Annotated in this window: 9 protein-coding genes; 3 read left to right on the top strand and 6 right to left on the bottom strand. The window is 68.6% G+C overall.

All coding sequences use genetic code 11. The features are described from left to right. Positions 1–9: 9 nt before the first annotated feature. Complete coding sequence (locus OHA10_RS27670; protein WP_371401678.1) at positions 10–759, top strand: helix-turn-helix domain-containing protein; 750 nt, start codon at positions 10–12, stop codon at positions 757–759. Positions 760–1,011: 252 nt separating this feature from the next. Here the strand turns inward: OHA10_RS27670 and pyk are convergent, their stop codons facing one another. The 4 genes from pyk to gltB all read right to left on the bottom strand — a co-directional run bounded on the left by pyk (position 1,012) and on the right by gltB (position 10,194). Then, entirely contained in the window at positions 1,012–2,463 is a 1,452-nt protein-coding gene (gene pyk / locus OHA10_RS27665) for a pyruvate kinase (RefSeq protein WP_371401677.1), read from the bottom strand. Positions 2,464–2,562: 99 nt separating this feature from the next. After that, positions 2,563–4,113, bottom strand: a complete 1,551-nt coding sequence (locus OHA10_RS27660) for a metallophosphoesterase (RefSeq protein ID WP_371401676.1) — start codon at positions 4,111–4,113, stop codon at positions 2,563–2,565. Positions 4,114–4,204: 91 nt separating this feature from the next. Next, on the bottom strand, positions 4,205–5,671 hold the full coding sequence (locus tag OHA10_RS27655) for a glutamate synthase subunit beta (RefSeq protein ID WP_371401675.1): 1,467 nt from the start codon (positions 5,669–5,671) through the stop codon (positions 4,205–4,207). Beyond that, a complete protein-coding gene (gene gltB / locus OHA10_RS27650; protein WP_371401674.1) occupies positions 5,671–10,194 on the bottom strand; it encodes a glutamate synthase large subunit in 4,524 nt (1,507 codons plus the stop codon). Before gltB ends, OHA10_RS27655 begins: the two co-directional genes overlap by 1 nt. A gap of 249 nt (positions 10,195–10,443) precedes the next feature. Between gltB and OHA10_RS27645 the strand changes: the two genes are divergently transcribed. Continuing rightward, the gene (locus OHA10_RS27645; RefSeq protein WP_371401673.1) at positions 10,444–11,274 is read left to right on the top strand and encodes a phosphotransferase; all 831 of its coding nucleotides are present in this window, start codon (positions 10,444–10,446) and stop codon (positions 11,272–11,274) included. On the opposite strand, the gene OHA10_RS27640 is transcribed toward OHA10_RS27645, so the two are convergent. After that, positions 11,199–11,981 carry a hypothetical protein gene (locus tag OHA10_RS27640; protein WP_371401672.1) on the bottom strand — a complete coding sequence of 261 codons (783 nt, stop codon included), beginning with the start codon at positions 11,979–11,981 and terminating at the stop codon, positions 11,199–11,201. The genes OHA10_RS27645 and OHA10_RS27640 overlap by 76 nt on opposite strands. Positions 11,982–12,075: 94 nt before the next feature. Here OHA10_RS27640 and OHA10_RS27635 point away from each other — a divergent pair, with 94 nt between their 5' ends. Continuing rightward, positions 12,076–13,143, top strand: coding sequence for a 1-aminocyclopropane-1-carboxylate deaminase (locus tag OHA10_RS27635; protein ID WP_371401671.1), 1,068 nt, complete (start codon positions 12,076–12,078; stop codon positions 13,141–13,143). On the opposite strand, the gene OHA10_RS27630 is transcribed toward OHA10_RS27635, so the two are convergent. Next, complete coding sequence (locus OHA10_RS27630; protein WP_371401670.1) at positions 13,105–13,935, bottom strand: hypothetical protein; 831 nt, start codon at positions 13,933–13,935, stop codon at positions 13,105–13,107. The genes OHA10_RS27635 and OHA10_RS27630 overlap by 39 nt on opposite strands. Between the last annotated feature and the right edge of the window lie 31 nt (positions 13,936–13,966).

Genomic DNA, 13,966 nt, shown 5'->3' with positions numbered 1-13,966 from the left:
TCTCTCGTCATGTACGACGCGCAGGTCCGCGCCGCCGCGGTTGCCGCGATGGCTCGAGGCGAGAGCCTCTCCTCGATCAGCAAGCGCTTCGGCATGAATCGTGCGACGCTCCGTAACTGGCACGCCCGCCCGGCCCCCACGAGCGACCCGACCGGCTGCCCACGCTGCTCGAACGGGCACCTCCCCGAAGGTCCGTACGCGCACCTACTAGGCCTCTACCTCGGCGACGGCTGCCTGTCGAAGCACCGGCGCGAGGTCTACGCGCTGCGGATCGCATGTGACGACTCCTACCCCCGCCTGATCGACGAGGCGGCGGATGCGGCTACCGCCGTACATCCGAACCGCCCGGCCCATCGCATCCAAGCCGCCGGCCACACGTCCGTCGTCTCCTACTGGAAGCACTGGCCGTGCCTGTTCCCCCAGCACGGCCCCGGCCCCAAGCATCAACGGAAGATCGAACTGCATCGCTGGCAGCAAGAGATTGTTGCCGCGAACCCCGAACTCTTCCTCCGCGGCCTCTTCAACTCCGACGGCTGCCGAGTAGCCAACTGGACCACTCGCACAGTCACCGGCCACCCCAAACGCTACGAATACCCCCGCTACATGTTCTCCAACGAGTCCACCGACATCATGCACCTCTGCCAGCAGGCCCTAGACCTCCTCGACATCCCCTGGCGCATGTCCCGCCCCAACACCCTCTCCGTAGCCCGCCGAGAAGCAGTCAGCCGTCTAGACGCATTCATCGGCCCCAAGTCGTAACCACCGCCGCACGTCTCCCCAAGCCCCCGCACGCTCCCAACAACCCGACAGCCGCACGTCCGGCCAGCCACTCCTCAAATCCTTGTTCTTTGCTCTTTGTCTTTCCCTGCACGAGCCCCGGCCGGCCCTCAGCTCCCTACCCAGGCCAGCCACATCTCAGAGGTCTGCTCTTTGTTTTGTTCTTGGGGTGCATGGGTTGAGGCGGACAGTCGGTCGACTGTCCGCCTCAACTACTTCTCTGAATGTCTGTTGTTACGGGTTTTGGCTGCGGTAGGCGGGGGCTATGCCTTCGATGGCGTCGCCCATGCGGTGGACTCGGAGGGCGTTGGTGGAGCCGGGGATGCTGGGTGGGGAACCCGCGACGATTACTACCAGGTCGCCCTTCTGGAGTTTGCCCAGTTCGAGGAGGCGTTGGTCTACCTGGCGGACCATTTCGTCGGTGTGTTCGACGGTCGGGACGATGTGCGTCTCGATGCCCCACACGACGCTCAGCCACGAGCTCACCGACGGGACCGGTGTGAAGGCCAGCAGCGGGACCTCGGTGCGGTAGCGGGCCAGCCGCAGCGCGGTGTCGCCCGACTGGGTGAAGGCGATCAGGTACTTCGCGTCCAGCCGCTCCGCGACATCCGCGGCCGCGCGGGCGATCACGCCGCCCTTGGTCTTCGGCTCCCACTCGATCGCCTGGACGCGGCTGAGGCCGTGTTCTTCGGTGGACTCGACGATCCGCGCCATCGTCCTGACGGTCTCGATCGGGAACCGGCCGACGCTGGTCTCACCGGACAGCATGACCGCGTCCGCACCGTCGAGTACGGCGTTCGCGACGTCGGACGCCTCCGCCCGCGTCGGGCGCGGTGCGGAGATCATCGACTCGAGCATCTGGGTGGCGACGATGACCGGCTTCGCGTTCAACCGGGCCTGGTCGATGATCAGCTTCTGGACCAGCGGGACCTCCTCGAGCGGGAGCTCCACACCGAGGTCACCACGAGCCACCATGAACCCGTCGAACGCCTCGATGATCTCGTCGAGGTTGGCGACCGCCTGCGGCTTCTCGATCTTGGCGACGACCGGGAGCCGCAGCCCCTCCTCGTCCATGATCTTGTGCACCAGCTGGATGTCGGCCGCGTCCCGCACGAACGACAGCGCGATCATGTCGGCCGGCAGGTGCAGGGCCCAGCGCAGGTCCTCGGCGTCCTTCTCCGACAGCGCCGGAACGCTCACCGACACGCCCGGCAGATTGATGCCCTTGTGGTTCGACACCGGGCCGCCGACCGTGACGCGGCAGACCACGTCGGTCTCGGTGACCTCCTCGGCCACCAGCGCGATCCGGCCGTCGTCGATCAGCAGCTGGTCGCCCGGCTTCACGTCACCCGGCAGGCCGTCGTACGTCGTTCCGCAGATGGTGTGATCGCCCGGCACCTCCCGGGTGGTGATCGTGAAGCGTTCGCCGTAGGTCAGCGTTGCCTTCCCCTCGGCGAACTCGGCCAGCCGGATCTTCGGACCCTGCAGGTCGACCAGGATGCCGACGTTGCTACCGGTCTCCGCGGCTGCTGTGCGGATCCGCTGGTAGATGCGCTCATGCTCGGCATGGGCGCCGTGGCTCAGGTTGAGCCTTGCGACGTCCATACCTGCTTGGACGAGTTCCAGGATGCGCTCCGGGGCGGCCGTAGCCGGGCCGAGCGTACAAACGATCTTTGCGCGACGCACGTCACAAAACCCTACTCCTGCAAACCACTGCCCCTGCTGGTCCACCCCCGTTACTGGACAGTTAACAGCTGATGGCAATCGCCTACATCGCCTGAATCGTCAAGAACCCAAGGGGGTGTAGGGCCCGACGGTCACATCACCACTGGGTTGCGCGGTGACCGTCTGCAAACCGACCGGCAGCCCTTTCTGGTACGTGATGAGGGTGACCTCACCCGGCTTCCGCAGGGTGTAGCCGAGGGCGAAGGCGTACGCCGCTCCCCCGGTCGTCCCGTTCGTGTACGTCGTGACCGCGCGCCCGTCGACCACCCTGGTCGTCGGACCGACCTGGCGGTGCAGATGACCGGACAGCAGCAACGTCGCGCAGCCGCGCTCGGCGGTGGCGGCGAACGAGGACGGGTCGTGCACGACCATTGTCGAGATCCGCTTGTCCTCCGGCTGGTCGCAGGCGACGTCGGCCAGCCGCTCCGACTGGTGCTCGATCGTCTCGTCACCCGGCGTGTCGGCGCTGCCGAGCCCGGTCTTGGTCGGGTCGCTGTCGCCGAGGAACCGGATCCCCTCGACCTCGACCGGCTTGCTGTCGAGCACGGTGAACCCGCTCTTGCGCATGAATTCCTCGACGTGCCCGCCGGCGTCGTGGTTGCCGGCCACCGCGACCACTTTGAAGTCCTTGAAGTGCTGCCGCAGCGAGTTGATGCTGAACGCTTCCCAGCTCTGTCCCGACGACGTGTCGTCACCGGCGTCGATCAGCAGCTTGGCGCCGCCGGCCTTCGCCACCTCGGCCGCGAACCCGTCGATACCGATGTTGTCGTGCCGGTCCGACACCAGCAGGGCGACCTTCTCCTCCTTGTTCGGCTGGTGGATCTGCGGAGCGACGTCGGCGACCCGGTCCTTGAGCCGGCCGTACAGCTCGGTCGACTTCCGGTACGTCTCGACCAGCGTCCGGATCACCCCGACACCACCCGTGGCGGAGAACCCGGACGCGACCTCGACCTTCTTCAGCCGGTCGTCGAACGACATCTCCGGCAGCAGCTTGAACAGCGGCTGCCACTGCGTCGGCGGTACTTCGGCCGGCCGCATCCGCCCCGGACCGTAGATCGAGGCGATCGTGATCAGCATCGCGACCAGTACGACGATCGCCCGGTGCTCGAACCGGCGTTCGTGCCGGTGGACCAGATGCCACAGCTCGCGTCGCCGACGTACGCCGAGGGCCGTCCAGAGCGTGGCGACCACGACGACCACGAGCAGGCCGGTACCGGCTCCGGCGACCGCGTTGTCGACGGCCATCTCCTGGATGACCTTCTTGATCTGCCCGATCTCACCGTCGGGCTGGGAGGCGATCAGGGTGTCGCGGGTGAGCAGCTCGGTGAGGTTGTCGGCGTCGGTCTCCTGTACGTCGATGTTGACGCCGATGCCGCCCGGCGTGTCCGCCGGGATCCGCAACCGCGGGAGTACGGCGCCGAGGTCGAGCGTCGCGTACCCGTCGAAGGTGGGCGACACCGTCGCCGCGTGGGCGCCGATCGTGACCCGCTCGGAGTCGTTCACGAATCCGAGCAGACCCACCACGACCGTGGTCAGCACGAAGAGCAGACTGAGCCCGGCCCACGGCGCCACCGCCCTGAGCCGCGCCCTGTCGACGAGCCGCCCTACCACTGTCCCAACCTATCGAGCCGGGACTCCTTGAGCACCGACCAACCGTTTCGCGTCGCGAATTCCGGTTGGTGGGTGCACAAAGCACTGCACGTCATACCGCCAAGGGGCGGGCCGTCGGCGGGATGGGGGTGGGAAGGGTGGACGAGCCGGTCAGGTGGGTGTCCACGCCGTTGGCGCAGGAGCGGCCCTCGGCGATCGCCCAGACGATCAGCGACTGACCGCGACCGGCGTCGCCACAGGCGAAGACGCCCTCGACCGAGGTCTGGTAGTCCTTGTCCCGCTTGACGTTGCCGCGCTCGTCGAGCTCGACACCGAGCTGCTCGAGGAAGCCCTCGCGCTCCGGGCCGAGGAAGCCCATCGCCAGCAGCACGAGCTGCGCCGGGATCGTCCGCTCGGTCCCCTCGACCGGGTTGAACTTGCCGTCGGCAAACTTCACCTCGACCAGGTTCAGCCCCGAGACGTTGCCGTCGGCATCGGCCTCGAAGTTCACCGTCGAGACCGCGTACACCCGGTCGCCGCCCTCCTCGTGCGCGGAGGCGACCCGGTAGATCATCGGGTACGTCGGCCACGGCTGGTGCCCTGGCCGGTCCTCGCCCGGTCGCGGCATGATCTCCAGCTGGGTCACCGTCCGGGCGCCCTGCCGGTGTGCCGTACCGAGGCAGTCGGCGCCGGTGTCGCCGCCGCCGATGATCACCACGTCCTTGCCGGTCGCAACGATCTGGTCGTCGACGGTCTGCCCGAGTGCGACCCGGTTGGCCTGCGGCAGGTACTCCATCGCCTGGTGGATGCCGCCGTACTCTCGGCCAGGCACCGGCAGGTCGCGCGCTGCGGTGGCCCCGGTGGCGATCACGACCGCGTCGTAGCGCTGCTTGAGCTGGGTGCCGGTCACGTCCACGCCGACGTTCACGCCGGAGCGGAAGACCGTGCCCTCCTCCTTCATCTGCTGGATCCGGCGGTCGACCTGGATCTTCTCCATCTTGAACTCGGGAATGCCGTACCGCAGCAGGCCGCCCGGGGTGTCGGCGCGCTCGTAGACCGCGACCGTGTGCCCCGCGCGGGTCAGCTGCTGCGCGGCGGCCAGGCCCGACGGACCGGATCCGACGACCGCGATCGTCTTGCCGGTCAGCCATTCCGGCGGCTGGGGCCGGACGTCGCCGGTCTCCCAGGCCTTGTCGATGATCGCGACCTCGACGTTCTTGATCGTCACCGGGTCCTGGTTGATACCGAGCACGCAGGCGGTCTCGCACGGCGCCGGGCACAGCCGCCCGGTGAACTCCGGGAAGTTGTTGGTGGCGTGCAACCGCTCGATCGCCGACGACCAGTCGTCGCGCCAGACCAGGTCGTTCCACTCCGGGATCAGGTTGCCCAGCGGGCAGCCGTTGTGGCAGAACGGGATACCGCAGTCCATACAACGGCCGGCCTGCTTGGTGATGATCGGCAGCAGCGCCTTGCCCGGCCCACCGGGGTAGACCTCTTTCCAGTCCTGCTTGCGCTCCTCCACCGGACGCCGGTCGGCGACCTCGCGCGGGGTGGTCAGGAATCCCTTGGGATCAGCCATCAGATGGCCTCCATCATCGCTCGCGTGGTGGCGTCCTCATCCAGCCCGTCGCGCTCCGCGGCCGCCTTGGCCGCCAGCACCCGGGCATAGTCGCGGGGCATCACCGTGGTGAACCTGGCGGCCGCGGCGGGCCAGTCGGCGAGCAGCTTGGCCGCCCGTTCCGATCCGGTCTCCTCGAAGTGCCTGCGGACCAGGTCGTGCAGCAGTTCGGACTCGTCCGTGGTGACCGGGTGGAGATCCACCAGCTCCGGGTTCACCAGGGTCTGGTCCAGGTCGATCACGTGGGCCACGCCGCCCGACATGCCGGCCGCGAGGTTCCGTCCGACGGCGCCCAGTACGACGACACGCCCGCCGGTCATGTACTCGCAGGCGTGGTCGCCGACCGACTCGACGATCGCGGTCGCGCCGGAGTTCCGGACGCAGAACCGCTGGCCGACGCCGCCGCTGATGAACAGTTCACCGGACGTCGCGCCGTACGCGATGACGTTGCCGGCGATGATCTGGTCGGCCGCGTCGAACCGCGCGCGGCGGTCTGGGCGGATGACCACGCGACCGCCGGACAGACCCTTGCCGACGTAGTCGTTGGCGTCACCCTCGAGTCGCAGCGTGACCCCGCTCGGCACGAAGGCCGCGAACGAGTTGCCGGCCGAACCGGTGAAGGTCAGGTCGATCGTCCCGTCGGCCAGGCCGGCCGCGCGGTACCGCTTGGTGATCTCGTGGCCGAGCATCGTCCCGACCGTGCGGTTGACGTTGCGGATCGCGAGCTGCGCGCGAACCGGTTCGCCGTTCTCCAATGCCGGCCGGCAGATCTCGATCAGCTCGTTGTCGAGCGCCTTGTCCAGGCCGTGGTTCTGCCCGACGACCTGGTGCCGCGACGCGCCTTCCGGCAGCGACGGCACGTGCAGGATCGGGGCCAGGTCGAGACCGTCCGCCTTCCAGTGGTCGACCGCGCGCTGGACGTCCAGCACCTCGGCGTGACCGATCGCCTCGTCGAGGGTCCGGAATCCCAGCTCCGCAAGGTACTCCCGGACCTCCTCGGCGATGAACTCGAAGAAGTTCACCACGAACTCTGGCTTGCCGGAGAACCGCTCCCGCAGTACCGGGTTCTGCGTGGCGACGCCGACCGGGCAGGTGTCCAGGTGGCAGACCCGCATCATGATGCAGCCCGACACCACCAGCGGCGCGGTCGCGAAACCGAACTCCTCCGCGCCGAGCAGCGCCGCGATGATCACGTCGCGACCGGTCTTCAGCTGGCCGTCGGTCTGTACGACGATGCGGTCGCGCAAACCGTTCAGCAGCAGGGTCTGCTGCGTCTCGGCCAGACCCAGCTCCCACGGACCGCCGGCGTGCTTCAGCGACGTCAGCGGCGCCGCGCCCGTACCGCCGTCGTGACCGGAGATCAGGACGACGTCCGCGTGCGCCTTGGAGACACCCGCGGCGATCGTGCCGACGCCGACCTCGGAGACCAGCTTCACGTGGATCCGTGCGGACGGGTTCGCGTTCTTCAGGTCGTGGATTAGCTGGGCCAGATCCTCGATCGAGTAGATGTCGTGGTGCGGCGGCGGCGAGATCAGGCCGACACCCGGCGTCGAGTGCCGCGTGCTGGCCACCCACGGGTACACCTTCGGACCGGGCAGCTGCCCGCCCTCGCCGGGCTTCGCGCCCTGCGCCATCTTGATCTGGATGTCGTCGGAGTTCGTCAGGTACTCCGCGGTGACGCCGAACCGTCCCGAGGCGACCTGCTTGATCGAACTCCGCCGGGACGGGTCGTACAGCCGGTCGGCGTCCTCGCCGCCCTCACCGGTGTTCGACTTGCCGCCGAGCTGGTTCATCGCGATCGCCAGCGTCTGGTGCGCCTCGGCGCTGATCGAGCCGTAGCTCATCGCGCCGGTGGAGAACCGCTTGACGATCTCGCTGACCGGCTCGACCTCCTCGATCGGGATCGGCTGCCGGTCGCTGCCGAATCCGAACAGGCCACGCAGTGTCATCAGCCGCTCGGACTGCTCGTTCACGCGCGACGTGTACTGCTTGAAGATGTCGTAGCGGCCGGTCCGGGTGCTGTGCTGCAGCCGGAAGACCGTGTCCGGGTCGAACAGGTGCGGCTCGCCCTCGCGGCGCCACTGGTACTCGCCGCCGATCTCCAGCTTGCGGTGCGCCGGCAGGATGCCGTCGGCGGGATACGCGCGCAGGTGCCGGCGGCGTACCTCCTCGGCGATCGTGTCGAGTCCGACGCCGCCGATCCTCGACGACGTACCGGTGAAGTAGATGTCGACCAGGAACGGCGACAGCCCGTTCGCCTCGAAGATCTGGGCGCCGGTGTACGACGCGACCGTCGAGACACCCATCTTCGACATGACCTTGAGCACGCCCTTGCCGAGCGACTTCACCACGTTGCGCACGGCCTGCTCGGGCTCGATCCCGGGCAGGTAGGTGCCGTGCCGGCAGAGGTCCTCGACGGACTCCAGCGCCAGGTACGGGTTGATCGCGGCCGCGCCGTACCCCATCAGCAGCGCGACGTGGTGGACCTCGCGGACGTCACCGGCCTCGACGACCAGGCCGACCTGGGTGCGGGTCTTCTCCCGGACCAGGTGGTGGTGCACCGCGGAGGTCAGCAACAACGACGGGATCGGGGCGCTGTCGGCGTTCGAGTGCCGGTCGGACAGCACCAGGATGCGGGCGCCGTCACGAATCGCTGCGTCGGCTTCGGCGCAGATCTCGTCGAGCCGGGTCCGGAGCGCCTCGCCGCCGCCCTCGACGTCGTACACACCGCGCAGGACCGTCGTGGCCAGGCCGGGCATGTCGCCGTCGAGGTTGATGTGCCGGAGCTTGGCCAGCTCGTCGTTGGTGATCACCGGGAACGGGATCACCACCTGCCGGCAGGACGCCGGGCTCGGGCTGAGCAGGTTCGACTCCGGGCCGAGGGACGACGACAGCGAGGTGACGAGCTCCTCGCGGATCGCGTCCAGCGGTGGGTTCGTGACCTGGGCGAACAGCTGCGCGAAGTAGTCGAACAGCAGCCGCGGCCGGTCGCTCAGCACTGCGATCGGCGTGTCGGTGCCCATCGAGCCGATCGGCTCGGCGCCGGACTTGGCCATCGGGGTGAGGATGAGGCGCAGCTCCTCCTCGGTGTATCCGAAGACCTGCTGGCGCCGGGTCACCGACGCGTGGCTGTGGACGACGTGCTCGCGCTCGTGCAGGTCCTCGAAGCGGATCAGGCCGCCGTGCAGCCATTCGTCGTACGGGTGCTCGGTGGCGAGCGCGTTCTTCACCTCGGCGTCGGTGATGATCCGGTGCGCGTCGACGTCGACCAGGAAGATCCGGCCCGGTTCGAGGCGGCCCTTCTCGGTCACGGTGGCCGGGTCGATGTCGAGGACGCCGGCCTCGGACGCGAGGACGACCAGGCCGTCCTCGGTCACCCAGTAGCGCGAGGGGCGCAGGCCGTTGCGGTCGAGGACCGCGCCGACCTTCGTACCGTCGGAGAAGACGACCGACGCCGGGCCGTCCCACGGCTCCATCAGCGTCGAGTGGAACTCGTAGAACGCACGCCGCTTCGGATCCATCGTGGTGGCGTTCTCCCACGCCTCCGGGATCATCATCAGCATCGCGTGCGGCAGCGAGCGGCCGCCGAGGTGCAGGAGCTCGAGGACCTCGTCGAAGGACGCGGAGTCCGAGGCGCCCGGCGTACAGATCGGGTAGAGCTGCTCGAGGTCGCCGGGGATCAGGTCGCTGGCCAGCAGGGCCTCGCGGGCGCGCATCCAGTTGCGGTTGCCCTGGACGGTGTTGATCTCACCGTTGTGGGCGATGTACCGGTACGGGTGGGCCAGCGGCCAGGACGGGAACGTGTTCGTGGAGAACCGCGAGTGCACGATGCCGATGGCCGAGGCCAGATCGGGGTCGGTCAGCTCGGGGAAGAACTTGTCCAGCTGGTCGGTGGTGAGCATCCCCTTGTAGGTGATGGTCCGGCCGGACAGCGACGGGAAGTAGGTCTCGGTCTCCTTCTCGGCCCGCTTCCGCAGCCGGAACGCCATCCGCTCCAGGGCCAGGCCGAGCACCCGGCCGCTCGTCGCGGTGACGAACAGCTGCTTGAAGGTCGGCATCACCGAGCGCGCGGTCGCGCCGAGCAGGTCGGGCGTGGTCGGGATGTCCCGCCAGCCGACGACCTTCAGCTGCTCCTCGGTCGCCAGCTCCTCGATCCGGTTGATCGCCTTGGCGGCGTCGTCGGGATCGGCGGGCAGGAACGCGATACCGGTCGCGTAGCTGTGCGGCGCCGGCAGGTCGAACTCGCACACCTTGCGATAGAAGGCATCCGGGACCTGCAGCAGGATGCCGGCTCCGTCGCCGGAATCCGGTTCGGCGCCGGACGCGCCGCGATGCTCGAGATTGCGCAGGGCGGTCAAGGCCTTGGCCACGATGTCGTGGCTCGGTTCACCGGTCAGGGTCGCGACGAAGGCAACACCACAAGCGTCGTGCTCGTGCTGCCCGTCGTAGAGACCCTCGCTCGGGAATGGGGGGCGACCATACATTCAGGGGCTCCCGTCGTCCTACGGTCAAACAACTGGCCGCGGGACAACATTGGCCCAAGCCGGGTGTCCCGAGACTACCTCATGACGCCCACCAGCTGGACTTCCCGTCCACCGTGAAACGCCTTGATGACCCACTGTAAGCAAGCGCTCACTACTAGCCTCCCATCTTCCCAGCCCACCGCTCCCGCAACCACCCGATCCATCGGAAATTCACCTGCTGAGACCGCCCGATCCTGATAGGCCGTCCCTATGCCCTGGCAGCCCTCCCCCGACTGGCAACCACTCACCTCCGGCACCGGTCAGGCCACCGGTGGGGTCTGGCTGACTCCCGACGGTCAGGTGGTCAAGCGCCTGCTCCCCGGCGTCGAGGATCCACGTCATCACGCCTACTGGGAGCGGCAGGCGCTGGTCGCCGAATCCGGCGTCGTGGCTGGTACGCCGGGTCTGCGGGCGCCGGCCTGTCTGGGGGTCGAGCGTGATTCGGCGGGGATCACGCTGCGGATGGCCTACACACCTGCCGCGGAGTGGACCGGAGAGGGGCTGGCTGAGGCTCTGGGGCGGTTCGCGGGCTCTCCGGTGGCCGAGCCTGGCTGGGGTGCTCGGGACGTACTACGGGACCGTCTGCGGACCGTGGAGAGGCGTGGCGGATGGCATGCGCTGGCTCGGGCCGGTCTGGGTTCACCGGCGATCGACGAGCTCTGGGGACGGCGGGAGGCCGCGCTGACAGTGCTGGACGGGCTGCCGCGGGTCCCGACGCACGGGGACGCGCATCCGGTGAATCTGCTCGGTCGAGACGGCGAGGACGTCGTAGCCATCGATTGGGAGCAGTTCGGGCTCGGGCCGGCTGGCTTCGACCTCGGGTACTTGGTGCTCGCCGTGGATACGCCGCTGGACGAGCTGGTTGCCGCGCACGGTGGCGACGTACGGCGTGGGGCTGTGTTGGTGGCGGCGTACACCGGGGTGTCACGCGCTGCGTGGGCGCTTGGGCAGGTGGACGCCGGGGATCACGTTGAGCGGTTGGGGAGGTTGGCGGGGATTGTGGACGAGGCGGTCAGCCAGGCGGTGTGGAACGAGGCATAGGTCGGGAAGCGGGTCGTGGTGGCTTCGGTGAGGACGTCCTGGAGAGGTGGGGGTGTATCGGTCAGGAGGATCCGGGCGGTGCGCGCCATCACGTAGGCAGTGGTTCGGGTGTCGATCGGGGCTCCGAGGACGTGCTCCTCGGGTGCCATGAAGCGGCTGGAGCCGAACATGCGGCCCATCGTGTTCACGAACGGGCCGCGGTGGTAGCTGTCGAGATCTATGACCGTCAGGCGTTGCGTCGGGAAGTCGTAGAGCATCGAGGAGTGGTAGAAGTCGCCTTCGACCCAGCCGGCGGCGTCGAGGGCGGCGTGGAGGTCGTACAGCGTGTCGAGCGCGGTGAGGATCTCCTCGGTCGGGAGCGCCGTGAAGCGGTCGAGGACGGTGCCCAGGAGATCGCCGTCGCGCCAGTCGTAGACGAGCACCGGGCCGGCCGGCGATTCGATGACCGCACGCAGGGTCGGCAGGGCGGAGTGGTCGACCGAGTGTGCGATCTCGGCGGCGTTTCGGAGGAGGGCTACCCGACCGTCGAAGTCGAGGAAGGCCTGGGTGTCGGCCGGGTCGCCGGCGGTTTTCACGAAGTACCGGGTGTCGGCGGTCTGGACGCCGTACGAGATGTTGCCGGAGTCCTGGGCGCCGAAGTGGGCGAAGCGAGTGCCGAGTTGTTCGAGATAGGCGGGCGGTGGGACGTCGATCTCGCGTGGAAACACCCGGGCGACGCTAGTGCAGCCGTGGTTCCTGCGCGATCGATTTGGCCGATGCGCGACCGTCCTCGCGCCGTACCGGCTGATTAGGCTGGGCGGCATGACTCTCGCCGACTTTCCCAGGTATCCGTTGCTGTTCGGGCCCAGCCCGGTGCATCCGTTGGAGCGGTTGTCGGCGTATCTGGGTGGGGCGAAGGTGTGGGCGAAGCGGGAGGACTGCAACTCGGGGCTCGCGTACGGCGGGAACAAGACGCGGAAGCTGGAGTACCTGATCCCGGACGCGCTCGCGCAAGGCGCCGACACGTTGGTGTCGATCGGCGGCTACCAGTCGAACCACACCCGCCAGGTCGCCGCGGTCGCCGCGAAGGTGGGGCTGAAGGCGGTGCTGGTCCAGGAGAACTGGGTGGATTGGCCGGATGCGCTCAACGACCGGGTCGGCAACATCCTGCTCAGCCGGATCATGGGGGCCGAGGTGCGGCTCGATCCGGCCGGGTTCGGGATCGGGTTCAAGGACAGCTGGAAGCAGGCGCTCGAGGACGTGCAGGCGCGCGGCGGTACGCCGTACGCGATCCCGGCCGGCGCCTCGGACCACCGGCTCGGCGGGCTCGGGTTCGCGCAGTGGGCGGACGAGGTGGAGCAGCAGGAACGCGAGCTCGGGGTCTTCTTCGACACGATCGTGGTCTGCTCGGTGACCGGGTCGACGCACGCGGGGATGATCGCCGGGTTCGCCGGGCAGGACCGGCCGCGGCGGGTGATCGGGATCGACGCGAGCGCGAAGTTGCGGGAGACGCGGGATCAGGTCGAGCGAATCGCCCGGGCGACGGCCGCGTTGATCGGGTTGGGACGCGAGCTGCGCGACGACGAGATCACGGTGCTGGAGGGCTGGGCCGGGAACGAGTACGGCATCCCGGTGCAGTCGACGCTGGACGCGATCCGGCTGACCGGGCAGCTCGAGGGCATGATCATCGACCCGGTGTACGAGGGGAAGTCGATGGCGGGCCTGATCGACCTCATCCGCAACGGCGACATCCCGAAGGACTCCACCGTCCTCTACGCCCACCTCGGCGGCCAGCCTGCTCTGAACGCCTACAGCGGGCTGTTCACGCAGAGCAGGCCGATCGTCCAGCAGCTACCAGCCGCCGGCGAAGAAGGATTCCAGGCCGGGTAGCGGGTGGGCGGCCGTGGTCGCGTTCGCCACCACGATGACGGCCAGCGTCAGCGCCAGCAGCGGGACGACGACGCCGTACGCCGCCAGCAGGCGCCTGGACCGGCGTTCGGTCCGATCCGTCCTCGTGAAGCCGCGCCACAGCAGGACGCTGAGAACGACGAGCAGGATGACGACGATCGTGCCCTCGACGGCCATCACCGCGTGGAACTTGACGTAGTCGCTGCGGATCATCTCGAGGGCGGGTGAGCTCTGCCCGTCGGCGAGCTGCTGCCGGACCTGGGCCAGCGCGTCCGGGAGCGGGCCTGCTGAGGCTTTGGGAGCGCCGAACAGCATCGGCAGCAGGGCGCCGAACGGGGCCGCCATCCCATGGATGTTGGCCATGACGGCTGCCAGCGAGACGACCGCGAGAGCGGTGGACAGGACGCCGCTCACTGCGAGAGCCGCTGCCCGAAGACCGCCGACGCGAAGAAACGCCCGCCAGCTCAGCGAGCCGAGGGCGATGAGCGCTATCAGCAACGCAGCGGCGAGCAGCGCCTTGGCTACGTGGTAGCGGAACCAGTAGTCGACGACCGGCTGCAGTTCGGGGCCGAAGTCGGCCTTGCCGGTCTGCCAGTAACCGACGAAAGCGCTGCGGAAGGTCGCGATGAGGTTCGCCTCGCTGCCGAGGCCGCTGGTCGCCCGGGTGCTCGCCAGCGCGGCGGGAGCCAGCACGAAGGCGACGACGAGTGCCGTGGTGGCGGTCGCGGCGGAGGTCAGCGCCTGCCACGGGCGGAGGAAGGTGGTCGACGTCATGGGCTCACGCTAGGTGGACCTGCCAGGCGCG

Source organism: Kribbella sp. NBC_00662, from assembly GCF_041430295.1.
Classification (GTDB): Bacteria; Actinomycetota; Actinomycetes; order Propionibacteriales; family Kribbellaceae; genus Kribbella.
This window is presented reverse-complemented; position numbering and strand designations above follow the sequence as displayed.

Bases quoted from the DNA above. Each gene is read 5' to 3' on its own strand.
- OHA10_RS27630 (WP_371401670.1), bottom strand. From the start codon at position 13,935: ATGACGTCGACCACCTTCCTCCGCCCGTGGCAGGCGCTGACCTCCGCC.
- OHA10_RS27655 (WP_371401675.1), bottom strand. From the start codon at position 5,671: ATGGCTGATCCCAAGGGATTCCTGACCACCCCGCGCGAGGTCGCCGAC.
- gltB (WP_371401674.1), bottom strand. From the start codon at position 10,194: ATGTATGGTCGCCCCCCATTCCCGAGCGAGGGTCTCTACGACGGGCAG.
- OHA10_RS27635 (WP_371401671.1), top strand. From the start codon at position 12,076: ATGACTCTCGCCGACTTTCCCAGGTATCCGTTGCTGTTCGGGCCCAGC.
- OHA10_RS27670 (WP_371401678.1), top strand. From the start codon at position 10: ATGTACGACGCGCAGGTCCGCGCCGCCGCGGTTGCCGCGATGGCTCGA.
- OHA10_RS27645 (WP_371401673.1), top strand. From the start codon at position 10,444: ATGCCCTGGCAGCCCTCCCCCGACTGGCAACCACTCACCTCCGGCACC.